General features: G+C 50.6%; 25 protein-coding genes. 7 read left to right on the forward strand and 18 right to left on the reverse strand.

Annotated features, from left to right (window positions below; all coding sequences use genetic code 11):
- Positions 1-66: 66 nt before the first annotated feature.
- Genes mnhG through ACFQ03_RS09420 form a run of 6 tightly spaced genes read right to left on the reverse strand, consistent with a single transcriptional unit; the run spans position 67 to position 5,884 of the window.
- On the reverse strand, positions 67-435 hold the full coding sequence (gene mnhG, locus ACFQ03_RS09395) for a monovalent cation/H(+) antiporter subunit G (RefSeq protein ID WP_144941092.1): 369 nt from the start codon (positions 433-435) through the stop codon (positions 67-69).
- Positions 419-712 carry a Na(+)/H(+) antiporter subunit F1 gene (locus tag ACFQ03_RS09400; RefSeq protein ID WP_144941083.1) on the reverse strand — a complete coding sequence of 98 codons (294 nt, stop codon included), beginning with the start codon at positions 710-712 and terminating at the stop codon, positions 419-421. The genes mnhG and ACFQ03_RS09400 overlap by 17 nt, the downstream gene beginning before the upstream one ends.
- Positions 709-1,188, reverse strand: a complete 480-nt coding sequence (locus ACFQ03_RS09405) for a Na+/H+ antiporter subunit E (protein WP_144941081.1) — start codon at positions 1,186-1,188, stop codon at positions 709-711. Before ACFQ03_RS09405 ends, ACFQ03_RS09400 begins: the two co-directional genes overlap by 4 nt.
- A 1-nt stretch (position 1,189) precedes the next feature.
- Positions 1,190-2,674 carry a Na+/H+ antiporter subunit D gene (locus ACFQ03_RS09410; RefSeq protein WP_379287690.1) on the reverse strand — a complete coding sequence of 495 codons (1,485 nt, stop codon included), beginning with the start codon at positions 2,672-2,674 and terminating at the stop codon, positions 1,190-1,192.
- Entirely contained in the window at positions 2,667-3,005 is a 339-nt protein-coding gene (locus ACFQ03_RS09415) for a Na(+)/H(+) antiporter subunit C (protein WP_144941077.1), read from the reverse strand. Before ACFQ03_RS09415 ends, ACFQ03_RS09410 begins: the two co-directional genes overlap by 8 nt.
- Positions 3,006-3,007: 2 nt before the next feature.
- Positions 3,008-5,884: a Na+/H+ antiporter subunit A gene (locus tag ACFQ03_RS09420; RefSeq protein WP_379287691.1), complete on the reverse strand. Its 2,877-nt coding sequence runs from the start codon at positions 5,882-5,884 to the stop codon at positions 3,008-3,010.
- A 307-nt stretch (positions 5,885-6,191) separates the two neighbouring features.
- Here ACFQ03_RS09420 and ACFQ03_RS09425 point away from each other — a divergent pair, with 307 nt between their 5' ends.
- Entirely contained in the window at positions 6,192-6,434 is a 243-nt protein-coding gene (locus ACFQ03_RS09425; RefSeq protein ID WP_379287692.1) for a hypothetical protein, read from the forward strand.
- Between the two features lie 44 nt (positions 6,435-6,478).
- Here the strand turns inward: ACFQ03_RS09425 and ACFQ03_RS09430 are convergent, their stop codons facing one another.
- From ACFQ03_RS09430 to ACFQ03_RS09445, 4 genes are all read right to left on the reverse strand, one after another.
- Positions 6,479-6,727, reverse strand: a complete 249-nt coding sequence (locus ACFQ03_RS09430) for a hypothetical protein (RefSeq protein WP_379287694.1) — start codon at positions 6,725-6,727, stop codon at positions 6,479-6,481.
- Positions 6,724-7,908, reverse strand: coding sequence for an ArsA family ATPase (locus ACFQ03_RS09435; protein ID WP_379287696.1), 1,185 nt, complete (start codon positions 7,906-7,908; stop codon positions 6,724-6,726). The genes ACFQ03_RS09430 and ACFQ03_RS09435 overlap by 4 nt, the downstream gene beginning before the upstream one ends.
- A gap of 55 nt (positions 7,909-7,963) precedes the next feature.
- Positions 7,964-8,437, reverse strand: a complete 474-nt coding sequence (locus ACFQ03_RS09440) for a MarR family winged helix-turn-helix transcriptional regulator (RefSeq protein WP_379287698.1) — start codon at positions 8,435-8,437, stop codon at positions 7,964-7,966.
- A 280-nt stretch (positions 8,438-8,717) separates the two neighbouring features.
- Complete coding sequence (locus tag ACFQ03_RS09445; protein ID WP_379287700.1) at positions 8,718-10,406, reverse strand: alkaline phosphatase; 1,689 nt, start codon at positions 10,404-10,406, stop codon at positions 8,718-8,720.
- A gap of 217 nt (positions 10,407-10,623) precedes the next feature.
- Here ACFQ03_RS09445 and ACFQ03_RS09450 point away from each other — a divergent pair, with 217 nt between their 5' ends.
- Both ACFQ03_RS09450 and ACFQ03_RS09455 read left to right on the forward strand, forming a co-directional pair.
- Entirely contained in the window at positions 10,624-11,199 is a 576-nt protein-coding gene (locus ACFQ03_RS09450; RefSeq protein ID WP_379287702.1) for a TetR/AcrR family transcriptional regulator, read from the forward strand.
- Positions 11,200-11,216: 17 nt separating this feature from the next.
- Complete coding sequence (locus tag ACFQ03_RS09455) at positions 11,217-12,242, forward strand: serine hydrolase domain-containing protein (RefSeq protein WP_379287705.1); 1,026 nt, start codon at positions 11,217-11,219, stop codon at positions 12,240-12,242.
- 826 nt (positions 12,243-13,068) lie between these two features.
- Here the strand turns inward: ACFQ03_RS09455 and ACFQ03_RS09460 are convergent.
- Entirely contained in the window at positions 13,069-13,548 is a 480-nt protein-coding gene (locus ACFQ03_RS09460; RefSeq protein ID WP_379287707.1) for a Fur family transcriptional regulator, read from the reverse strand.
- A gap of 415 nt (positions 13,549-13,963) precedes the next feature.
- Here ACFQ03_RS09460 and ACFQ03_RS09465 point away from each other — a divergent pair, with 415 nt between their 5' ends.
- Positions 13,964-15,736 (forward strand): RNA polymerase sigma factor, encoded by a 1,773-nt coding sequence (locus tag ACFQ03_RS09465; RefSeq protein ID WP_379287709.1) that lies wholly within the window; start codon positions 13,964-13,966, stop codon positions 15,734-15,736.
- A 383-nt stretch (positions 15,737-16,119) separates the two neighbouring features.
- Here the strand turns inward: ACFQ03_RS09465 and ACFQ03_RS09470 are convergent, their stop codons facing one another.
- The 3 genes from ACFQ03_RS09470 to ACFQ03_RS09480 all read right to left on the reverse strand — a co-directional run bounded on the left by ACFQ03_RS09470 (position 16,120) and on the right by ACFQ03_RS09480 (position 17,280).
- A complete protein-coding gene (locus ACFQ03_RS09470; protein WP_144937789.1) occupies positions 16,120-16,476 on the reverse strand; it encodes a phage holin family protein in 357 nt (118 codons plus the stop codon).
- Positions 16,477-16,540: 64 nt separating this feature from the next.
- On the reverse strand, positions 16,541-17,104 hold the full coding sequence (locus tag ACFQ03_RS09475) for a spore coat protein (RefSeq protein WP_379287712.1): 564 nt from the start codon (positions 17,102-17,104) through the stop codon (positions 16,541-16,543).
- A gap of 29 nt (positions 17,105-17,133) precedes the next feature.
- The gene (locus ACFQ03_RS09480; RefSeq protein WP_186328367.1) at positions 17,134-17,280 is read right to left on the reverse strand and encodes a hypothetical protein; all 147 of its coding nucleotides are present in this window, start codon (positions 17,278-17,280) and stop codon (positions 17,134-17,136) included.
- A 218-nt stretch (positions 17,281-17,498) separates the two neighbouring features.
- Between ACFQ03_RS09480 and ACFQ03_RS09485 the strand changes: the two genes are divergently transcribed.
- Positions 17,499-17,939 (forward strand): spore coat protein, encoded by a 441-nt coding sequence (locus ACFQ03_RS09485; RefSeq protein ID WP_379287764.1) that lies wholly within the window; start codon positions 17,499-17,501, stop codon positions 17,937-17,939.
- 137 nt (positions 17,940-18,076) lie between these two features.
- Here the strand turns inward: ACFQ03_RS09485 and ACFQ03_RS09490 are convergent, their stop codons facing one another.
- From ACFQ03_RS09490 to ACFQ03_RS09500, 3 genes are all read right to left on the reverse strand, one after another.
- Complete coding sequence (locus ACFQ03_RS09490; RefSeq protein ID WP_379287715.1) at positions 18,077-19,099, reverse strand: Gfo/Idh/MocA family protein; 1,023 nt, start codon at positions 19,097-19,099, stop codon at positions 18,077-18,079.
- Between the two features lie 617 nt (positions 19,100-19,716).
- Positions 19,717-20,574: a sugar phosphate isomerase/epimerase family protein gene (locus ACFQ03_RS09495; RefSeq protein ID WP_379287717.1), complete on the reverse strand. Its 858-nt coding sequence runs from the start codon at positions 20,572-20,574 to the stop codon at positions 19,717-19,719.
- 21 nt (positions 20,575-20,595) lie between these two features.
- The gene (locus ACFQ03_RS09500) at positions 20,596-21,672 is read right to left on the reverse strand and encodes a Gfo/Idh/MocA family protein (RefSeq protein ID WP_379287719.1); all 1,077 of its coding nucleotides are present in this window, start codon (positions 21,670-21,672) and stop codon (positions 20,596-20,598) included.
- 117 nt (positions 21,673-21,789) lie between these two features.
- On the opposite strand from ACFQ03_RS09500, the gene ACFQ03_RS09505 reads away from it, so the two are divergent.
- Positions 21,790-22,659, forward strand: a complete 870-nt coding sequence (locus ACFQ03_RS09505; protein WP_379287721.1) for a helix-turn-helix domain-containing protein — start codon at positions 21,790-21,792, stop codon at positions 22,657-22,659.
- Positions 22,660-22,702: 43 nt separating this feature from the next.
- Here ACFQ03_RS09505 and ACFQ03_RS09510 read toward each other — a convergent pair whose 3' ends face one another.
- Positions 22,703-23,128, reverse strand: coding sequence for an Hsp20/alpha crystallin family protein (locus ACFQ03_RS09510; RefSeq protein WP_379287723.1), 426 nt, complete (start codon positions 23,126-23,128; stop codon positions 22,703-22,705).
- A gap of 204 nt (positions 23,129-23,332) precedes the next feature.
- Between ACFQ03_RS09510 and ACFQ03_RS09515 the strand changes: the two genes are divergently transcribed.
- Complete coding sequence (locus ACFQ03_RS09515; protein WP_379287725.1) at positions 23,333-24,469, forward strand: amidase domain-containing protein; 1,137 nt, start codon at positions 23,333-23,335, stop codon at positions 24,467-24,469.
- Positions 24,470-24,551 lie beyond the last annotated feature (82 nt).

Below are 24,551 nucleotides of genomic sequence, written 5' to 3' on the forward strand. Positions count from 1 at the left end.
TATAAGAGATTCCTTTAACTATCTTACTGCCCTCGTAAGGTTTTTACAACATTTTCCATACGAAGATCAGGATGAAGAGTCCTGTTTCCGCTCCCGTTTCAATGCCGGTTTGAGATCATCCTGCACACTCTTCCCCCACATCGGAACACCTGTTCTGTAGGCCGCCCGGCCATTGAGATGACCGGCTACCGGAGACGTTATAAAGACGAACACGATTCCTAGAAGCAGCTTGGCACTGACCTGATCGAGGTAAAACATGAAATATAGGAAAGCCCCGGTCAAAATGCACAGCACCCCTAAAGTCGCGCTTTTGGTAGCCGCATGCGATCTCAAATAGACGTCGGGAAGACGGATGAGGCCGAACGTGCTTAACGCACTCAGTAAAGCGCCGAACAAAACCAATAAGACTATAATCAGTTCACCGATCATGCTCATCGTCTCCGCGTTCAATGACAACACCTCTTTCAATGTATCTGGCGAATGCCGTCGTTCCAATAAAGCTGAGGATCCCGATCAACAGAATGGTTTCCAGATAGGCCTGGGTTTTCTGCAGCATGCACAGAACCGCCACCATGGCCAGCAAATTAATGCCTATCGAATCCAAAGCCGCTATCCGATCCGCCATGGAAGGGCCTTTAAGCAGACGATACATACAGCCCAGAGTAGCCAGCGAAATGATGAATAATGATATAAGCAGTATGTTGGAAATCATGTTCGGGTCACCTCCATTATCGCCTTTTCAAACGTCCCTCGGATTTGCTCCGAAAGCAATTCCGCATCCTCGATATCCATGGCATGGATATATAAGGTCCGTTCGTCGCGGGAAACCTCCAGGGTGAGCGTTCCCGGTGTGAGACAAATCAGGCAGGAGAGCAGTGTGATCTCCCACTCCGATTTCAACTCCGTCGAGAAGGCGAAAATTCCCGGACGAATGTCCAGCTTAGGCCGGAGAATCTGGCGGATGACCGAGAAGCTGGATAGGAACAATTCCTTCAGGAACAGAATCAGCAGCTTCACCACCGCCCATACTCTTTGCAAATAAAAAGGTTGCGGCCAGAAGCTCTTGGAAACCGCGATAAACAGCAGCCCGATCAAGTAACCGACGATCAAACCGGCTGCGGACCAGTCATCGTTCAAAAACATCCAGATCAGCGCGACGCAAAGATTCAGCAGTATTTGGATTGCCATCTCATCCTACTCCTTTTAGCACAGCTTCAATATACAGTTCCGGCCTGAACAATCCGTTGCCTGCCTGAGAAACGAACGAGTAGACCCATTCGGAGCCAAGCCCGAGCAGAATCATGAGAATAAACATTCCCGTTGCCGCTCCCGCCATCCCTCTCAGGTTCACGGATGGACGCTCGGGGTTAAGCTTCTCTTCTCCCCAGAAGGCCTGCATGAATACTTTCATCATGGAATAAAGTACGATCAGGCTCGATGCCAAACCGAGAGAGGCGAGCAAGTACATCTGCGCATCCAGACCGCCGCGGACGATCAACACCTTACCGATAAATCCGCTCAGCGGAGGAACTCCGACGAGAGACAGCGCCATGACAAAAAACATCCATCCCATCCACGGATGCCGCTTGATCATCCCTCCCATCTCCTGTAAACGGTGGGTGCCGGCAGCCGCAATGACCATGCCTCCGAGGAAGTACATCAGAGCTTTGGCTATCATGTCATGCATCAGATAGAAAACGACCCCGTCGAGAGAATCCCGTGTGGCTGCGGCCAGTCCGAAAGCAATGAATCCGACACTGACGACTACGTTATAGTTCAGAATGCGACGGATATCGTTGTAGGCAACCGCCCCAAGCCCGCCCAGGATCATCGTCGCGGCAGCCATCCAACTGATCCACGTATGGGTCGCGTCCGGCTCGTGATAGAAAATGAGAGTAAAGGTACGAATAATCGCGTATAATCCCACTTTTGTCAATAAAGCCCCGAACAAAGCCGTCACGGCGGCCGGCGGTGCGCTGTAGGAGCCGGGCAGCCAGAAGAACAGGAACAAGCCCGCCTTCAGGGAAAAAACGATCAGAAACAGGATAGCAATCACCGTCAGGATGCCCCCCTGCCCCGCCTCCGCCACGCGGACAGACAGATGTGCCATGTTTAAAGTCCCGACAGCCGCATACAGGTAAGCGACCGAAGCGACGAATAAAGTGGAGGATATGATATTGATCAGTATATATTTCAGCGTTTCTCTTAGCTGACGCTTCGTTCCACCAAGGACGATCAACGCATAGGAAGCGATCAGCATCACTTCGAAGCACACGAACAGGTTAAATAAGTCCCCCGTCAGGAAAGAGCCGGTCACCCCGGCCAGCAGAAAATAAAAGAACGGATAGAAATAATTTCGTTCCCTCTCCTCGCCAATGCTGCCAAAGGCATAGAACAGACAGCCGGCCGCAACGACGGCGGTAATCAGCACCAGCAGAGCGGCGAACATATCCGCGGTGAAAACAATGCCGTAGGGCGGAATCCAACCTCCCATATGCAAAGTTTGAATGCCGTCCGAGCTCACCTGATACACCAGGAAGCAGGCCACGGCCAGATTGAGCAATGCGCTGATTGCGCTGATCCCTCTCTGCACAGCTATCCTTTCTTTGAAGAAGATAAGAAGGACTGCGGTAAACAGCGGAATAAGCAGCGGGTATACCAAGAAGTTATTCATCCTCTGTCCCCCTCAACTCTTCCATATCATCGGTTCCCAACGTCTTGTAGGAACGGTAAGCCAATACAAAAAAGAAGGAAGTCACCCCGAAATTAATGACGATCGATGTCAAAATGAGTGCCTGCGGCAGCGGATCGACAAAATGTTCCGCGCCTTTGCCAAGCAGCGGAGCAGCCCCTGTTTTTAACCCGGCCATCGTCAGCAGCAGCAGATGGACGGCATGGGTCAGCAGAGACGTCCCCAGAATGATGCGAAGCAGGCTTCGGGTCAATATCAGGTATACACCGACGGCGAACAGAATGCCGACAGCCAACGATATAATCAGTTCCATGCCTAATTGTCCCTCCCAATCGTGAAGATGATGGTCATGGCAACGCCAACGACGGCCAAATAGACGCCCAAATCAAACAAAACTGCTGTTGCCAGCTCCGTATCTCCCAGAATCGGCAGATTAAAGTGCCCGAATGCATGACTCAGGAAGGGAACGCCCAAAATCAAGGAACCGATCCCAGTCAGCAGCGCCGTCATAAGCCCTATCGCTACCACCTTTTTGAAGTCGATCGGAAAGACCGTCTCGAACCGTTTCACACCGAAAGCAATCGATAGCAGGACGAGCGCGGCCGAAGTCGCCAGCGCCCCGATAAAACCGCCCCCCGGATCGTTATGACCCGCGAAGAACAAGTAAACCGCGAACGTCAAAATAATGTAGATAACTACTTTGGACACGGTCTTCAGAATGACATCGTTGCTTTTCGCATAATGAAGCCCCGTCTCCGCGGACTCCTTCGCGATGCGCGGCTTGAGGCTTGCAGCGCCGGCCTCCATCCGCAGCTTGATCATGGCAAAGATGCCGAGCGCAGCAATGCCGAGGACGACAATTTCCAGCATGGTATCGAATCCTCTGAAGTCTACGAGGATGACGTTTACGACGTTTTTGCCGCCTGCGAGGTCATAGCTGTGCTTGAGGTAATAGTCCGCAATGGACTCGAACGATTTGCCGCTCAAGGCCCCCAGTGCAATCAGCGTTACGATAACGCCGACTCCGGCCGCAATGATGAAATTGGACATTTTGAACCGCAGCGCTGTCTTCTCTTTCCTAAGCTTGGGCAGATGATAGAAGCACAGCAGGAATAAAGTGACCGATACGGTTTCGACGATCATCTGGGTCAGAGCCAAGTCCGGAGCCCGGAACAGCACGAAAAACAAGGTGACCATATAGCCGATCGCGCCAGTGAAAATAATCGCCATCAGACGGGAACGCGCGAACGGAACGGCAATCGTCGCCAAAATGATAACAATAGCCACGACCGTCTCGAACGGCGCCACCGGCGCATAGTTAGCCGAGGTCAGGCTTATGCCCGGCGTACGAATCATCGTTATCGCCAGAATGACGATGAAGAAGGCGAAGATGTAGAGCAAATAATGCCGAATGGAGCCGGACATATAAGCGCCGGTCAGGCGATTGGAGCCCTGCTCGAGCGAGCGAAGCCCGAAATCGTAGGCGCCGTTAAGCGATAAGCGGCTGGACCGGACACGGTGAAGCTTGCCGGGCTTGCCCAGCCACAGGTACAGGAGCGTTCCGACGCCGACTACGCCAAGAGTCATGAAGATTTCCGCCGTCCAGCCGTGCCAGAAATCGATCGAAACGAGAAACTTGTCCCCCGGCGAGAGCAAGTTCGGCAGAATGGAGGCCATAGCCGGCTCAATCAGCGTATAAGACAACAGATTAGGGAACAAGCCGAACACTACGGCCAGCGATGCCAGGATTACCGGGGGAATCAGCATTCCCGCCGGAGCTTCATGCGGCTTCCTCTCCAGCTTGTCGGATTGCAGCGGGCCGGTGAAGGTCCTGAACAGCAGCAGCATGCTGTACACGAACGTAAAGACGCTCGCCACCCAAGCGACGACCGGAAATAGAGCACCCCAGGTCTGCATATTCAGAATATCCATCTGCAGAATATTCAGCACCGCCGTAAAGAACATTTCCTTGCTCAAAAATCCGTTAAACGGCGGCAAGCCCGCCATGGAGAACGTTCCGATCAGCGCGACGGAGAAAGTAACCGGCATCAGCGACATCAGTCCGCCCAGCTTGCGAATGTCCCGCGTCCCCGTCTCGTGATCGACAATTCCGACCACCATAAACAGGGCCCCTTTGAAGACAGCGTGATTGATCAGATGAAAAATGGCCGCTGTCGTCGCTATGGTGTAGAACAACGATTCGCCGGTACCCGCATAGAAGGCGGAGGCGGAGCCAAGGCCGAGCAAGCTCATGATCAGACCGAGCTGGCTGATCGTCGAGAAGGCCAGCATCGCCTTGAGGTCCGTCTGCCGGAAGGCCCGGAAGGAGCCGTAAATTAATGTGAGCAGCCCGAATCCGGATACGAGCCAGAACCATTCCGGCTGCCCGGCAAAGATGGGACTGAATCTGGCCACCAAATACAGTCCTGCTTTGACCATCGTGGCCGAGTGCAAATAGGCGCTAACCGGAGTCGGAGCTTCCATCGCGTCCGGCAGCCAGATATGGAACGGAAACTGGGCCGATTTCGTGAAAGCACCCAGCAAAATTAGCAGCAAAGCAGGGACAAACAGCGAATGCCCCGCCATCATTTCCGCTTGTCCGATAATTTCCCTGATGCTGAACGTTCCGGTCATGACATAGATCAGAAGGAATCCGGCGAACATCGCCAATCCGCCGAAGATGGTGATCAGCATCGATTTCTGTGCACCGTATCTTGACCTCTCCCTATGGTGCCAGAAGGCGATCAGCAGGAAGGAGGAGATGCTCGTCAGCTCCCAGAAACCGTACAGAACCATCAGGTTGTCGGACAGCACAACCCCTAGCATAGCTCCCATGAACATGAACAAGTAGACATAGAAGTGATGGATCGCTTCTTTGCTCTTGTTCATATAGTAGATAGAATAGAGAACGACCAGCGAGCCTATTCCCGTAATCAGGAGTGCGAATAATAACCCGAGCCCATCCAGATAAACCGTAATGTCGATTCCTAGCGAAGGAATCCATGAAACGGTGGAAGTGACGGTCTCCCCTTCTTTGACCGAAGGAAGCTGCCCCAGGAAGAACGCAAACAGGGCGACCGGTGCCGGCAGGATAAACCATCCCGTATGAATGCGGTGCAGCCGCCTATAAAGCAGGGGCACCAGGATAGCGATAATGAATGGAATCATGATAGCAGCATGCAGCATAGACAATCCAGTTCCTCCTTAACCATTCAATTTGTTTCTTTTTCTCAGTATTGCCTATTTTTGTCCAAAGTAAGTGCTATTTTGCAAGGATGGGACGCAAAAACGGCAAAAAGGAGCCTGCTTGTGCAGACTCCTCCTAGGCATTGCATTTGAAATTATTATTCACGCATTTAAGTATAGCTTCTATTCCGTTTCTTGTCAAAATATTCTTAGGCAAAATATCCGCATATCCATAGACATTCCTCCAAGTCATACCAGAAGCCGTATAAAATGTCGTAAGGTGGGGATCACTTTTAGTAAAGGAGTGGTTCTCATGCTGGCTGCCAAAATAAGAATTTGCGCTTTCTTATTTATTGTCATACTGCTGGGCGGAGGAATATTGAATCAATCTGTCGAAAGCCGGCATTCCCCGGACTCCCCCCTGCCCTATACCGGTGCAAGATATCAAATTTTCTCGCACGATTCGCAAATTACCGGCTTGGAAGCTGAGCGAGTTCCCCCGTTCAAGCCTCGGGAGTATGTGAGAATTGTCCGGCAAGCGGGCGGGCCTTCCTGACACCAGGATAACCCGCCTTCTTTCTAGGGAACAGGCCAACCCCGCTACTCATCTTCGATAGGGATGGACTTCAGCGGTGTTTCCCGTGGCGAAGCCCGCCGCTCATCCTCCCGACCGATTTGTTCGATCTTGCTGTCGAGCCAGGAGTGCACTCCCAGCAGCGCTTCTTGCTCTGCGCGTCTGAAATGCGCCCGGGCCGCTTCCGGCACTAGCTTCTCCGTCAATATGCGGTGAATCTCCATGGCATGAACTGCTGCCTTCGCCCAATCGGTCTGTTCCAGGCGTTCCTTCATTGTCCTCCATCTCCTTCCGGATCATTGAAATGAATCGTCAATTGACCGTTTGCCAATTTGGCCGATCGGACCTGACGGCTAAGAAGCAATCTGGGCAATGTGACTATGCGCTTGTAACTGCCCACCTGCAGCGTCAGCTCATCTCCCTTCTGATTGAGCTTGACTTGATCCTTCTCGGCGAACGGCAGGGTAACGTTCATGACATAACCGTCCTCCGTCTTGTATATTTCCTCCGTCTTGCCGTGATACAGCATGCTTCCGCTCTGTCCCTCGGGGAAGGCAACCGCGGCCACCTGACTGAGCATCCGTTTGCCTACCACTTCCTGATTCATCAACGGAACCTTTAGAATCGGCAGCGGACGGAAGCAATCTTCAATTTCCCTCTCGTATTGGAGATGAATTTTCTGCCATTCGGCCAAGTAACCCTCGGCTGCCTCCGGCGGAAGGATCTTGTTAATAATGACGGCATCCGTATGAAAACCATACAGATTCAAATGAGTAAACGCCCTTCTCGCTTCCGAAATGACCATTTTCTCCGGATTAAGCACAATACGCACCGAGGTGATCTGAGAATCCAAAATGACCTTCTGAAGCTGCTCCAGCTCCAGAACTAGATGGGCCATGCTGTCCATCGTTTCATCATTCGGCAGCTCCAGCCCCTTCGCCACCTTGACGATCGGCCGGGCCACCTTCAACAGTTTACGTTCGTAAGGGAAAATATTCTGAACCCACCAGCGCAGCAGATTGGGATAGCTCAAGAGGCGCAAAGTCTCCCCCGTCGGCGCACAGTCGACAATGATCGCGTCATATTGCCCGCTCTCTACATGCTCCTTAATCCGCAGCAAGCTGAACAATTCTTCGAAGCCCGGGAAAATCATCATCTCCTGCGTAGCAATGTCGTCCAGCTTGGCCCACTGCATAAAACTGGAGAACCAGCTTGCGACCCTGCCCCAATGCCGTTCCGTCTCCTTCAGGCTGTCAATTTCCTGCGCCCACAGCCGCTCGTCAACCTGCTGAGGCTCACTGCCGAGCGGCCTCCCTAACGAATCGGACAAGCTGTGAGCGGCATCGGTGCTAAGCACCAGAGTCCGCTTGCCTTCAGCAGCCAATTGGTATGCGGTAGCCGCCGCGATGCTGGTTTTGCCGACGCCGCCCTTGCCCGTGTAAATAATGATTCTCATCGTCTTCCCTCCTAATAGTACGATATCGTAGTAATAGAGTAAAAAAAATTATCGGTTATTCTATCTCTATTGTCCTAATCTCTGAAGCCCGCGATGCTCCAGCGGATTGCGGTCCCTCCTGCAGAGATTTGGCGACCTTGAGAGCCAGGCCGATAAACCGCTGAAGCTCTTCAGGACTCAGCGCAGACTGAACCCGAGTATATACCTCCTGCATCAGCTCCATCATCTCCGCCGCTATCGATTCCCCAGCCGGTGTAAGCCGGTTAACGATCATCCGTTGGTCGAACTCCGATTTCTCCCTGCTAACCATTCCTTTCCTGACGAGCCGTTTGGAAATACTGGTAGCTGTACTGAGAGGCGCCCCAAGGTGCTCTGCCAGCTCGGACATCGTCAGCTTCCCGTGATACTTCAATAACGCCAGAGTCGCACAATCGGACCTCGTTAATTGGCTCTCCAGATGGCTCGTATCCGGAAAGATGCTTAGCGGTCGCAGACCGGCTTTAAATAATAGCTCGAAAAGCTGCTCCATCTCTTAACTCCTTAATACTACGATATCGTATTTGCTATAGATTACTACACTTTCGTATTAATTGCAATCCCGATTTCACCATGTGAACGATCACTCTCCCGTGGAATGGTTTGCCCACCGATTAACGAAGAAGTGCTCGTCCCCGCAGGAATCAAGCACTTCTCGCAGCATTCGAGCACGCATAGTTTCCGGGCAACCGGCGCATTTTGCAGTTCGGTATCATCTTCTCCGCTGCCGACAGCATCGCCCATCTAAATAGAACGTTAAATACACATGAAGATTAATGATTCCTGCGATTCTCCAGCTTCTGCATAAATTCGGTTTCATCGGAGAAATGCTCTACCCCCATCAGATAGGACAAAATTCTGGGGAGGTCGGTATTGTCGATCAACCCTACGAATTCGTCGCTGCCGATGCCATAAGCATATAGCGGCACCTCTTCACCGGTATGATGCCTCGAGCCCCAGCTTATCAACGCATGGGCGGAGATGACTGTACCGACTTCATTGGACAGGGCGCTGCCGCTCTCCCAATTTACGCTCGTGAGCCATTGAAGGTCGGACTCGGTCAACTCCAAACCGACTATCGGCTCCATCACTTTGCGAATATCGACGATATAAGCTTTGGTTTTCCCGGGCTCTCCTTCCACGGTGCCGATTCCGGCCTGCAGACCGATCATTGTCGCGGCCTTCTGAACATCGATATAGGCCGTGCCCTCCTCCAGGAAGTAAATTCCTTCTTCCGTTTCTTCCCCCTGAACTATCGTTTCATTCAGCAGATTCATCGCAAATGCGGTTCCGTTAACAGATACTTGCACAGATGAGGCCGCCTCGTCATAAACAAGCTCCCCCTTCAATTCGCGAACCCATTCCCTCACAGGCATATAGTAGCGGCCATCTACCTGCTTGGCGCTTCCGAGCGGAAGTTGTACAGCTTGCTTTTTCAGCGCGTCCCTGACCGCATTGGCGCTTCCTTTCGCCTTCTTCAGCACAGCGATGTTTTCCTTGTAACCGCCCGCCGTATTGCCGATGTTGATTCCCCCTGTCTCATGGTCGCCCACAATGACGACGAGCGTATTTCCATCCTTCTTCGCAAATTCCAGCGCCACATTGACCGCCTCTTCGAAAGCAAGCACATCATGGATAAGCGCAACGGGGTCGTTGGCATGGCCGGCCCAATCGATCTGGCTGCCCTCGACCATCAGGAAGAAGCCCTGATCGTTCCTGCTCAATACATCAACCGCCAGTCCGGTCATTTCCGCCAGGCTCGGAACATTAGCCTGATCCCGGTCGATATCATACTTCAAGTCGCTCATATCGAACAGTCCCAATACTTTATCCCCTGTAACCCGGTTTAAATCACTGCGGCTCGTTATGTAATCGTAGCCCTGATCTTTCGCTTCCGCGATCAGATCGCGTTCCGGCTGATTTCCCCCATCCTTCTGCGGCAGGAACATATCCCGTCCCCCGCCGAGAATGACATCCACGTTCCCGATATAATCCAGAGCGATAGCCACTTCATTGCCTCGGCTCGGATCGTGTGCGGTAAAAACAGCCGGGGTCGCATGGGTTATTCGGGAAGTAGCCACCAACCCGGTTCCTTTTCCCTTCTCCCTGGCGGCGTCCAATATGGAACTCGGCTGTTTACCCTCCGGTGTTACGGAGATCATGCCGTTATTCGTCTTGTAGCCCGTGGCCATCGCTGTGCCTGCCGCGGCGGAATCGGTAATATTCGTGTCGGCCGAATAGGTTTTCATCAAGCCCTTCACATATCGCTCGAACGAAAGCTCCTCCCCCTTGAAAATCCGGGCCGCCGTCATATAGCTTATTCCCATGCCGTCTGGAATGAGCAGAATGACGTTCTTGGCCCTGCCTTTCGCCTCTGCGCCTGCGGTCCCCGGCAAACTACCAAGCAAGATAACTAATGACATCAATAATGCAGCCGTTTTTCTTATGAAACGCTGAAGCATGCTGTTCCCTCCTCGGATTAAAGTAGCTTCAGTATAAAGCAAGAACGTAAACTCCGTGTAATTAAATATTTAATAGATGGTTAAGGTTAGAAAGAGTTTTTCCCTGCCGAGCAATCGTTTGTTGGAATAAATTTCTGGAATTGCACCGGCACCAAGGTTATAATATGTATCATATGATATAGATCAAGTGTTATATATTATTTCAAGGAGAATGCAGATGGCGCCCAAGAAGAAATTTTCCAGACAGGACATTATCGATGCTGCTTTTGAAATTGCCAGGGACGAAGGATTGGACGGCATCACGATACGCAAGGTAGCCCAGAGGCTGGGGAGCTCCATCGCCCCTATCTATGTCAATTTCAGCGAAGTCGAGGAGCTGACCGAAGCGGTCGTGCAGAAAGCTTTGGACGTTTCCAGACAGCTTATTATGGAACGGCAGACGGAACTTCGTTTTCGCGATATCGGGATGGCGAGTCTCCAATTTGCCAAGGAGTACAGCTTGCTGTACCGGGATTTGGTCATGAAAAACAACTCTCATATGAAATACAATGACGTGGCTGTCCGTGAGGTGGTTGAGCTGATGAAGACCGATACCGATCTGGGGGGCTTCTCCACCGAGGAGCTGAAGGGGATATTGCTGAAAATGCAGATTTTCCAGACCGGTCTGTCCGTCATGGTGGCCAATGGCTTGCTACCGGCGGATTTTGACGATGACAGAACAATGGAAATGCTGGACAGCGCTGCGGAGGATGTCATTACAGCGGCACGTCTGCGCCAGCAAGAATTGCCTTGAAGAGAGGAGTTTTGCAGATGAAGCTGGAGTTGACCCCATCGCTCTTAGATGAGCTTACAGCCCGGGCCGCAAGAAAGAAAAATATCCATGGAGCCGTTATCTGTGTGGAAAAAGGAGATGACACGTTATCCTTAACCAGCGGAGCAGGAAACTTGAGGGTGGACGATCTTTATTTTATCGCCAGCGTCACCAAGTTGTTTATAACCGCCGTCCTTCTGAAATTAAGAGCCGATCAGCTTCTGCGGCTGGATGACCCGATAAGCCGGTATCTTCCCACAGAGCTTATCCGGGGGATACACGTTTGGAAGGGAAAGGATTATTCGGGAGAGATTACAGTCAAACAGCTTATGTCCAACACCTCGGGAATCCCCGATTACTTCCAGGGAGATGTGGTCTCGAAATTATTGAGAGGCGAGGACCTGCCATGGTCTCTGGAGAAATCACTGGACACGGCCAGGCAGCTCAAGCCCAAATTTATTCCCGGGCAGCAAGGAAAGGCCCATTACTCGGATACCAATTACCAGCTTCTTGGAAGACTTATCGAGACAATCACCGGCAAGAGCATTCGGGCGGTCTTCCAGCAGTTTATCTTTGACGAACTGAAATTGGCCAAAACTTATGTCTTCACGGATGTCAAGGATACACGGCCTGTTCCGATCTATTATAAAGCCAGACCCCTACATCTTCCTCATTATATGGCGTCCATAGCGCCTGATGGCGGAATTGTCTCCACTGCGCGGGATACGATGACATTTCTGAGAGCGTTCTTCAATGGGCGTTTGTTTCCAAGGGAGGATTTGAAGGAGCTGATGAGCTGGAATCTTCTATGGGGCCCGGGATTATTCTTCTATGGAGTCGGGCTATCGAGACAGCCGCTGAGCCTTAAGGGGTTCCACAAGGGGCTGATCGGCCATTGGGGCCAGTCCGGAGCCTTCGCGTTTCATGATCCCGAGAAGGATCTTTATTTCACGGGAACGGTCAACCAATTTACCGCACATAACACTGCAGCGATGCTAATGAGCAAGGTCATCAAGCTGGTTTAGAAATGTTATACTGAGTCGAGCAAACGGAATGGCGCGTCTAATTGGAAAAGACGATTTAGCTGTATTTTATGTAGGTAGATTCGAGCGATTGCTGGAAAGTGATTAAAGTAAATGGAAAAACTGCATTTAGAATCGAGGTTTTTTGCAGAAATCGCCTTTTTTCCACCAACAGTTTTTCCACTTAGTTACCGACTTTCACTCTAAAGGAGCAAACTAGCTGGATGAAATCCAGTTAGACCCCCATGTCTCTGACCGCGGCACCAGCAGATGATAAAAATGGATGGATTTTCAAGGTAGAATAGAGTTGAATTGCTTCAATAGTGTGAAACTTGAAAACTAAATGGATTTCATACAGTTAGATTTCTATATTCGGAAGAAATATGGAAACTAACTGGAAAACCTACAGCTAGTTTGCGCCAAAACAGCCGTTTCGCCCAAAGTTGCCCATTTTAACTGTAGTTTATCCAGTTAGTTTGATCATTTTCGCCCATTCGCTTGAATCTACCTGTACAAAATACAGTTAGACGTGCCGCTCCGCTTGCAACGATGCCTGCAGACGGTAAAATAGACGGATTTTCAAGGTAGTTACCGACTTTCACTCCAGAGGAGCAAACTAGCTGCATGAAATCCAGTTAGGCAGAATCAACCGTGCTGTTGTCTTGCGCGACTGCTCGACTGAAGTAACGAAGCCGTCATACAACGGATTTGGCTCTACATTAAGTCGGGAATGAATAGGTAAACGGCCAAATGACGTCAAGGTTGTTTAGCATTTTCAAGCTGCGAATGTGGAGTGATAAGCTTTGTCTGCGGGGTAGTCGGCAGCGGGTCACGACACCTCTTTGCACTCTCTTTGGCAATGGCCGCCCCGCTGGCAGACGAGATACTGCCCAATAAAATCAAGACGATGATCCAGCACGCGAAACCCGTATTCCTGATATAATTTCTCCTCTATCTCCAGGAGCCAGTCTTCGGATATTTTATGCAAATGTCCGCATCTGCTGCACACCAACCGATGGCTCAGATGGTTGTTATCTTCACTGCGCCAATCGTAATGGGCCACGCCGTCCTTGAAGATCACCTTGACAATCACCTTCAATTCCACCAGCAGCTCCAGCGTACGATAGACGGTAGCCAAGCCGATGTAGGGAAAGCGGTTCTTCACAAGCATGTATACTTCTTCCGCACTCAGATGATCTTCCTTATGGTCCATCAGCACCTGCAGCGTTACCTCACGCTGCGGCGTCAGCTTGTATCCCTGCTCGGCCAGCAGCCGTTTGATTTTGCCAATGCTTTCTGCGGTATTCATTTCAAGGAAGCACCTCCTTCTTGAAAACCATCCTCGATCATGATCGAATCACAACACGTTCCATCCTTCTCAAATACCGGATAAGCACTCTTTCAGGCCGGTCCTCCCGGTGCACTTCAGTACAAAAGTTTGCTACACCCAAATGTTATAGCTACATCCAACTTACTTGTGATCGAGTTTTTTGTCAAGGCGACTTCCTTAATTATCCATAGAAACCAAATATGAGCACTCTTTCATGAAAAAAAAAAGTCGAATCACACTTCCATCAAAAAGGGTACGAGTGCTAGGGCGCGAATAGGATACAAAGATAAATAAAAGATTTTGGAAAATTAATTATTCATTTTGTCAGAAATCTCTTTTCTTTCGAGTCATTATATTAGGTCGATATAGCGGGGTGTTATTTATCGGGAACAACGTGATTTGGACTAAAAGCGCAGAGTCAGCAAATGAAGAGACGGAGCATGATCTGGATAAGCTTGAAGACGGCGTTCTGGTGCAGCGAGCGCAGACTGGCGACCGAGAGGCGTTCGGAGAGTTGATCCGGCGACATCGGCGGCAAATGTTCGGGTACGCGCAAACATTAACTCGAGAGCCTTTCCTGGCAGAAGATATCGTACAGGATGCTCTGATTCGTGCATTTTTGCATTTGGGGACGTTGGTCGATGTTGCGCGGTTTCTGCCATGGCTTCACAGGATCGTCCGCAATCAAGCGTATTCCCGATTGAGAAGCAACCCGGTTGTGCGGGAGAGGTCTTTCTCGGCGCTGCAACGTAACGGGGAAAATGAGGACTCTACTAGCGTAGTTTGGTCGAATTTGGATGATATTCTTCATCGCGTTTCGCGTTCGCTGGCTGAAAATGCAAGCACTAACGATAATCCAGAAGAACACTTAATGCGCCGACAACTGCATGAAATGATCACTGGCCTGCTCAGTTGTTTAACCAAGCGGGAGAGGCAAATTTTTGAGTCTCATTTTTTCGATCATTTATCGCCGCAGGAAATCACAAAATTGTTCAGCTTATCATCCACCAACGTCTATAAAATTCTGTCCCGTTCGCGGAAGAAAGTGGCCCGAGAACGAATCCGTATAGAAGTCGACCAATATATGATAGAGCGAAAGGATTTGGGCGCTTTGAAAACTAAAATATTATCGAAAACATCGACATTTCATGTACCTGGTACATGGACGACGGCAGGCTGGGCCTTCCACCGCATGTTAAGCTATACCGATCAGAAGCTGTCGTTGCCGATGGTGATGGGCCTTACCGGGCAAGCTTTTCGTATTACCATTTGTCATGACGATGTCCATATTGCCGGACCGACGATGTACCCGTTCCGGGATATTCTGTCTCGGGGCTTGCAAAACATTGGATGGAGCTGCCGTATCGTGGAAACTCAAGACAAGCGCGATGCACCCGGAGATAATACCAACCTGATGGATTCTGCATTGCTTACGGCAGCCGCCAAAGAGAAGAGGCCCCTTCAAGAAGAGCTCCCGGCCGCCCTGGACCTGATTCACCGTTCCATCGACAGAGGCATTCCGGTTCTGTCCTGGGATCTGTTCATTCCGGAATTCGGGGTCATCTATGGCTATGATGATGAACAGCGGATGTTGACGGCAATGGAATGCATGCAGGATGACAATCTTCCGTACGATCATCTCGGACGGGGGACGCTGGAGGATTTGTTCATACTGTCTCTGGAGGAACGGACAGAGAAAGACCAACGTTCCATGCTTCGGGATGCGTTATCGATGATTCTCGATCATTACCATGGGAAAGAGGCTCCGACCGATCGTGGAGAACGGGGGTTGCGCGCCTATGATGTATGGATTAATGCTTTCCGCGGCGGCAAGATTGAGCCGAACGGAAATGCCTACAATATAGCAGTTGTTCAGGATGCCCGCCGACTCGCTGCTGAATTCCTGAGTGAAATTAACGCAGAGTGGCAGGGAAGCGACGAAGCGGACGAACGCATCCGTGCTCTCAGTGCCGAGGCTGCACATCTGTATCGACAAGCGGCGGAACAACTGCGAGAACTTACTCTGCTATTCCCCTTTCCTTCAGGGGGCGGTCCAAACTCGGTAGAGAACCGCGAACGTGCCGTTATGGTATTGGAATCTGTAAAGGGGCTGGAGGAGCAAGCCGTTTCACTGCTTGAACAGATGAATGAGGCGCTAGCTTACTAATTATGAAACTGGTCCATTAAGGCCCCCCACTCCCTGCCGCCGGCTTGAGAATAGCTCTACCACCCAAAAAGGTAAGGCCACCCCGTAAAGGATGGCCTTACCTTTCGCCTTTTATAGATATTGCGGATAATCGTATCACACTATCAGATCAACAAGCCTCGCTCCATGGCATTAAAAGCCTCATTTTACTGTCAATATTTTGTATTTAGCCAATGTTTCAATGATGCAGATTCTGACCCCGACGTCTTGAACGGCACAACCGATCCGGAAACAGAAAAAAAGCAGGCAAGGTCTCTAAGACCTTACCTGCTTGGATGAGCTCTTCTTATTCCTGAGTAGCCAGGGTCCGTCTAACAAACAGCGACTAAACCGGTGCCGCTACATCAGGCAGGAGACTTCTGGGTTCTCCCGCTTCGAATCAGCCATAGATGCGTGAAGTATTCGATGACGGCCAGCAGCAATCCGGTTAGCACGGCTCCCCAGAACGTAACCGACGCCCCCGCGAACATGTTGGATACGAAATACACAATGATCACGGATGCGATAAAATCCATCAAGGTGCTGGTCCATAACGTTCCTCTTTTTAAAAGCAAATACTCCATCAGCACTCCGACCACAGCCAGAATCAATCCGACAATGATCGCTTGATAGTAAGCGCCGTAATCCACGTTGGGAAACAGCCATGCGGCAATCAGGACGCCTATGGGGCAAGCAATGATCTTCATTATAAGACTCGCCATGGAAATCCTCCTTCGTAATGTTCAGTGTGCAAAGCCCTCTTAGCAATTAAGAGGGCTCGGCCGTTTATGGGACAGCGACCGGTTCCTGGACCGGCTTGTACAAGCCGCCTAAAGTGGTCAGAGTCGTTGGAGCAGCAGGCTCCAGCGGATAGAAGCCCTTCTTCACCATCCACTGCCAGACATCATACGCATGACGGGAACACATACGGAAAGCATCCTCCAGGAAGCTGCGAATCTGCGGGTTGCTCATTTCCATGGCGGCCCAGGCATATTCTCTTCCTGAGCGCTTCAAGGTGAGCAAATAGGCGGTTGCTATTTCCCGGTCATTGAATTGCTGCACCGAGGTTCTCGGTGTCACCGGCACAGGAGCTGCGGGTGACTGGGTAAAGGACTGCAGGACAGGGAGCAAATCGGGAAGCTGGAGCTTGGATTTCGCTCCTTCCGCATTGCTTAGGTATTCCACCTTCATATTATAGTCCTGAATGTGTACCGGAAAATGCTGCTGTAGGATACCTTTAAGCTCCGCATCTTGAACCTGGTTCAGGAAGCAAGCCATGTTCGTGATCGAATTAACGCAGCTCATCGCCAATTCATGCAAATCCTGCGCCTCATGTGCGGCCAATTGCATAAGAAAATTACCTCCTGTCATCTCTATAATCAATCATAGATACGGTCTGCGTTCGCATAGCGGACTTTCTCCGAATGGATGCGCCGCTTTCCCTCGGGAGATTTCCCCGGTTGCTTCTTGCCGGAATCGCTCTGTCGTTCATCCTGCATTCGTTCGGCTTGCCGGTTGTCAGGCACCTGATATAACCCCCCTTTGGAAAATAGAGTGTCCTCAGGAAACTTTTTTTATTCTTGTCGGCGGGAAAGTAAGTAATCCCGGTGAAATGAATAAGACAACGTTCATTTAGCCGTTTGTGGGCATACAGTATTGCATCACTTTAATTGAGGGAACAACGTTGGAATCTACATGCAGGCAGCCGGACCAGAAGCATCTGGCATGGCACGAAACCTTGGAAATGCATGAACTGGCCGCTTTCCAGGCCAACCATTTGACGGCATTCAAAATGCATCTGCCGGACATCAAGGATCGCCAGCTTCATTCACTTTATGCCGAAGCGATTCATGCACTGGAGCGTAATCTTAAAGAGCTTCTACAATATTACCCGCAGGCTCCGGTCAGTTCGAGAATCAGCAGCAGCCGTGAGGATATGACCCCTTTCTACGCCGCTCACTTGCTCGGTTTCGCCAAAACTTCGGTGCGAAATTACGCAATCGCAATTACGGAAACCGCTACCCCTCAGCTGCGAAATACGTTTCGCAAGCATCTTAACAGCGCAATTGAACTACATGCGAAGATTTTCAACTTTATGTACGAGCGGGGGATGTATCCCTCTTATCATTTGAAGGAGCTCTTGGCCAATGATGTGAAGAATGTCAAGAAGGCTCTAAGCATGTAACCGATCGAAAATTCCAAGCGGCTGCAGGGCGCTTTTTTCGGAACCGTCCTTATACATGTACATGTAAAAACCCCCTGCCCTATCCTGGGAGGGGGGTTGCAGAGGTTTTGTTGTAACAGGAACCCGTTCTATGTCTACTATACTTTCCTATTCTGTGTGTTAAGCATAACGACCAGACCGTCTCCCTTGATGGTGGCCTCCGTCGTTTTCAAGATATCCTCATGGTTCAGAATTGCCTCATGACCTTGAATTCTGCGGACAAAATCCTCCGTAATCGTGTACGGTGGGGACAGGAGCGGAACCATTACCGCTGACTCTTGATTGGTTAGTTGAATCATGACGGCATCCTCGTGAACGAAGGGATCCCCTTGCAGTCGGAGCTCCACCATTCCTTCCGTTCCCGTCACGAAAATCCGCCCATCCCCCCACGTCCAGCTCTGGTTCGGCGTATGCCAATCCGCATACAACTGAGCTACAATACCATCATCCAAAACTACATGCACATTTACGGCATTATAGAACGTAGGATACTCGGATAAAATGGTTTTGCTGACATACCCGTCAATCCGGTCGATCTCCTTGCCTGTAAACCAGCGAAGCAGATCAAAATCATGAACCAGAAGGTCAATCAGAATTCCTCCCGACTGTTCTTTAGAAAAAAACCAGGCCGGTCTTTTGTCCGCATTGAGACGATGGGGCTTCCGCATCCCTATGGTGACGATTTCTCCCAGGATACCGTCATCAATATGTTTCTTCAAAGTATAAATAGCGGGATGAAACCGTTCGGTGAGCAGCATGCCGACCTGAATCCTCCCTCGTTCCAGAACGGCTTTCAGCCGGAACAAGCCATCCTCGCCGGTCACTGCCGGCTTATCCACCATAACATGCTTGCCGCGATTTTCGCATATTTCAATAATGCGGATCTTGTCCTCGTTGACCGCAGCGCAGCCTACGATTTTAACGGAATCCCCTAATAAGCTCTTCATGTTCTCCGCGAGCGGAATCCCGAATTTGTCGGACAGGGTGCGGGCCAACCCCTCTTCATCTTCATCGAAGATCCCTGCACAGGCGTAGCCCAGCTCCAGCATTTCCCGAATAAAGATTTCAATATGCGCATGCTGGCAGCCAATCACTGCAAATTGCTCCGTTGCTTTGTTCATTAATAACAACCCCTTTCTCTACATTAATATAGTAAAACCATTGCCTAGACCTCTTCCTTATACACTTAATGAAGCTGATCTTCCTAAGCCATTTATCGGGTTTGTTGGTATAAATTATTAGTCGTTCCTCGCTCTTGCTCTCTCTTTCCATAAGGGGTTTCTCTCTGCCGCTTTCTTCGAATAACAAACGTCCGATACCATTCCGAGAGACCGGGAGCGTTCGTGTTCCGTCTGGCTCCCATGTCTGCTGTCTAATCCGGGGGCCTAATGCTTAATGGCCATCCTATCCAAGTAAGGTTGGCTGAAAGGATCGAATATGGAGCCACCTCCGCAAGTAAGCGCATTCATTTTTGTTGCTAAGAAGGCAACGAACTCCACGGACACTAAGCCGGTGTAAACGATCATGTTCTATATGATAGACCACATAGTTTGTGACCGTATCTATGCAATTGTAACGATATGCAAGGTCCCTTTCTGCCAAATTTTGGCGGATTCGACAAAAAAGACCGGCTTTCTGGTAGAAGAACCGGTCGTATAAATCTCAAAAACTGCACCTTTATGTAATCTCCCTAAACGTCAGTCCAGCGGCCCCCCATAACGCTAAATACGTATTCGATCTACAACCGGCTCTTCAGCAGATCCAACCCGGCTGCGGCCAGCACCCGATCCAGCGCTTTTCTCGACCGTTCCATCAGCTCCCGGGCATCCTCCTGCGGAGGCTCCTTGGTCAGCACTTCTTGCGTAACCGCACCTTGATATCCTGACTTATGCAGTGCCTGCAAAAATGCCGCCAAATCAATAACGCCTTCGCCGGGGTACAAGCGTTCATTATCCCGCACTTGATCCACCGGGACAGGCGGGGCGTCATTGATATGCACATGAACAATCAGGTGCGCCGGAAGATTCGCTATATCGTTATAAGTAAGTTCCGTGGTATACCAGTGGAACGAATCCACCAGCAAGCCGACGTTCGGTTCTCCAATGGCTTCAATCAAGGCCAGCGTATCCGCCTGAGTCCATATGAACGGGTGCTTCCACTGCGATCTTAAGTGATGCGGACCGACATATTCGAGCCCAAGCTTGATGCCGTATGCCCCAAGCCATTGGGCACATAGGCGAAGCCGTTTGACCGCCCGCGCCATGAAAGGAGCCGGAGCATCATCGGTCGAGGGCAAAATATAAGTGCAGCAGCTCTTGCACCCGAGTGCCGCAGCCGCCTCGGCGGCTTCAAGCAGCTTAGGCAGGCCTTCACGGAACGCCTGATCGGTCGTTCTCCAGTCTACCGGCAGGCCGAAGGAGCCCAAAGTCACCTGATGCCTGGCCAATAGCTCGGCGGCACCTTGTACGCCATGCCGCTGAACCAGCCCAACAGGATCACCGTCAATGACTTGAAAACCGAATTCAGCGGCTGCCTGCAACCATTGTTCATCGCTTCCAATGCTGCCAATCCCTGCCCGAGTCAGTCCAAATTTCATCGAACGATGACCTCCTCTTCTCTACAGATCCCAGTTTAACTTAACTTCGCTGCCGGTGCGGGAAGATTCGTAAATGGCGTCCAGCACCAGGTTGTTCGTATAGCCGCTAAGAGCGGAAGTGAGCGGCTCCTTCCCTTCCCGGATGCACTCCAGGAAGTGTCGGCTGAGCCTTCTGCGAGGGCCCTCGTCTTCTTCCGGCTTCTTCAGCTCCACTTCTGACGTGCGGTCGAATTTCTCCGTCAACAGCTTGCCGGAGCCTCCCCGATAGCTTGCACCGCCGTCGGTTCCCATAAGATGAAGGAACGGCGAGCTGTCCGTATCCATATGCACCGCCCAGCTTACCTCAAGCGTCAACGAGCTGCCGTCCTCCATCTTGATGAGCGCCGTCGCGAAATCTTCAACATCGTATATTCCTTCCCAATCGGGCTTGCCCCAGGTCCCGATTCCCTTCTTCCTTGGGCCGAATTCCGCATAGGTTGAACCATACACCGAGACCGGCTTGGGATTGCCCATCAAATGCAAGGCCAGATCCAGCATGTGGACGCCGATATCGATTAACGGTCCGCCGCCGGATTGATCCATACGGGTAAACCAGGTTCCCCAGCCGGGAATGCCCTTGCGCCGGTACAAACCGGTCTTCGCAGTATAGATGCGGCCCAATTCCCCGCGATTCACCTGTTCCTTGATTTGCATCGGAATCGATTCCCATCGCATCTGATGCGCAACCATTAACCGGCGGTCCGTCTGCCGGCTTGCCTTATAGATGTTCTTCGCCGCTTCGGCGTTCATGCCCATCGGCTTCTCCAGCAGAACATGCTTTCCGGCCGACAATGCTTCCACCGCTAACGACTCATGGAACTGATTCGGCACGGCGACGACCACCGCATCGACCTCGGGGCTGTGGATAAGCTCCTGCGCTGTGCCGGTCACATTGGCAATCCCGTACTCCTTGGCCCGGGATACCGCCAGCGGCGCGTAAACATCCGTAACGGTCGTAATTTCACACCAATCCTTCAAGTCGGAAAATTCCTTCAAATGGACATTCCCGATGTTTCCGGCGCCAATGATGCCCAGCTTGATTTTGTCCGATGCAGACATTCTCATTCCTCCAAACCATCCTCATTTCTTCTATCCACAGATATGATAAAATAAGAAAGAATAGTTTGCATACCGAAGGTTTCGGGAGATGTCTCATTTTTTCGGAGGGAGCTTGGCTTGACTCATTTTCCAAAATATTTAAAAAACTACCCTAATATGCATACGAACTTCCCGCTCCACTTAAGTCTGAATCAGCTCGCGAACGGGTATCCCGCCCATCGCCACGATTACCTTGAATTCTCCTATGTTGTGGAGGGCTGCGGTGAAGAAAAGATTAACGGCGTCACCCATCCGATGGTCCCCGGGACATTTACCTTCATTCTTCCCTATCAGGTACATGAGATCTTTACCGAACCGGGTTCTGTGCTGAAGCTGTATAACTGCGCTTTCAGCCTGGATTTATTGATGGACACGGGAAATAGCGGCAGCCTGGGCGGATTGGTCAACGATCTGGATCAAATGCCTTCGTTCGCGCAGTTTCGGGATGAAGATATGAAGCTGATGCATAATCTGGTCCGTGAGATGTATCAGGAATATGGGCAGGAGAAGCGTTGGCGTGCAACGATGCTGAAGGCGAAGCTCTGGGAAATTCTCATTCGGTTCGACCGCTACAGGCAGGACCGGGAAGCTCCTACTCCGCTGCCCGCAGCAAGTGCAGGGACCAGAAGCTCGGTTTGGCCGATCATTCATTTTATCCATAATCATTATCAAGAAGAGCTGCAGCTGTCCGATCTTGCCCAGATGTTCTCTATGAGTCTGTCTCGCATCAGCGAAGTGATTAAGCAAGCTACCGGCCAAACCTTCGTCCATTTTCTGCATGATCTGCGAATCAGACATGCCAGCGGGCTGCTCGTCTCAACGGATCTAAGCGTAATGGAAATCGCTCACGAGGTTGGCTACGGTTCCTACAAAACTTTCTACCGGATGTTTCGCGAGAAGAAAGGAATCATTCCGACGGAGTACAGGAAAATGAAGAAGCGGCATTAAGGCATTAAAAAAAGAGGGAACCCTCCCTCTTTTTCCTTTTTATCTAATGGAATTGAACATCGATTCTTTTTTTGCTGTCTGCCTGCTGCTTTGGCATACGGACTTCCAGAACCCCGTTCTTATAGCTCGCGGTAATTCCTTCGGAAGCGACATTGTGCGGCAAGCTGATCGAACGATGGAATTTTCCGACGTACCGCTCCTGTCTGTGCAGATGCTCCTCCTTAATTTCGTTGGAGCGATTTATGGTTCCGCTTATCGTCAGAACATTAGAATCGATATCGATTTGAACATCTTCTTTCTTCTCCAAGCCCGGGATATCGCATGTGGCCACGACTTCATTCTCCGTTTCATAGACGTCTATATTAAGATGGCCGGCACCCTTGAATCCCAAATCATGGGTAAAGAAGCGATCCAGCTCCCGCCGCATATTGTCCAGATGTTTAAACGGCTCGTATGGAATTAATGGCATGATAGTTTATCCTCCTGATGTTTATTCATTCTTTGTCATTATTACCAATCGGCAGTTTACTATTCCGACAGTAATTTCCTTGCATGCCGGTCATATTTCACCCTAAAGAAGCTGTTAATGAGTTTCTCTGCCGGATATTCTCTGAGGTTTAAGGATATTCTATGGGTAATTCAAAAATAACCATTACATCTAAGGAGAGTTACCTTGAATCCGAAACGGCTAGGTCCATTAATCATTGCAGTTGTTATCGTTATTTTCCTCCCACTGACCGTATTGGCCGAGGAACAAAGTATAGAACGTCAACAGCTTGAACAATGGATAACCAAATTATTTGACCAACGGGCTCATATGCTTGTGCATTCAACTGATGACAACCTGGAAGAGTATTATCTCACTTCAGAGGCTGCCGCACGTGGCGCGTTCCGGCAAGAGAAGCTCAGGAAGGTATATATTCAGACATGGGCCAACAAGCGGTTTCTGTCATTAACCGATGCCGAGAGCCGTATACGCTTGGTCCGGGTGAAGATTTCGGGAAATCATGCCCGAGTGTCGTTGGTTCAGTCCCTGAAGCTTTCGTACGCTTATAACGGTAAGCCGGAGCAGCCCCAGCATTTCGGCATCGGCACCCGCCATGTGCTGAACCTCCAACGAAACGATGGGGTTTGGAAGGTTGCCCGCGAATATTATCTAGATCCGCTGACCGAAAATCCGAAATTGATCCCGGAGCTTGCCCCGGCTGAGGAAGGAATACCATTTATCCGTTCGGATGGGGTCAGCCTGTCCGTGCCCAAATCCGGAGCAAGGCGTTATCAACGCGAACGGGCAGTCAGCTATGCCAATAAATATGCGGGACTCGCATGGGGTGCCGGCAATAATAACCGCTACAATCAAAAATATAGAGACTATACCGATTTGGGCGGCGACTGTACGAATTTCGCATCCCAGGTCCTTGGAGATCCGGAAGAAGGGGGCGGATTGAAAATGACTCACGGCTGGCGGTACCGATTTAAAGCCGGAGGAAGCGAAAGCTGGGTGAGGACCGATTCATTCAAACATTTTCTTCTGCACAGCGGGTATGGGACCGTGGTGGCCCGAGGAACGTTCGATGCAGTAGTCAAGAAAACCGATAAACATCCGAATGGAGCTTTCTCCAAAATCCAGCCCGGCGATCTTATTGCCTATGAGATGGACGGGGATGTGGATCACTTTTCGGTCGTTGTCGGCTTCGACGTTTACGGCTACCCTTTGGTTAATTCTCATACGGCCGACCGATACCAAGTTCCCTTCGACCTGGGCTGGGACAAATATACGAAATATTGGCTTATCCATATCAAGGATTAACATTAACTCCCCTCATATTTGGCGGGACAGGCTCATATAATGTAGAGCACATAACCCGTTATCTATTTGGAGGGGAGACCCT

The organism is Paenibacillus residui (assembly GCF_042677205.1).
Lineage (GTDB): Bacteria > Bacillota > Bacilli > Paenibacillales > NBRC-103111 > Paenibacillus_L > Paenibacillus_L residui.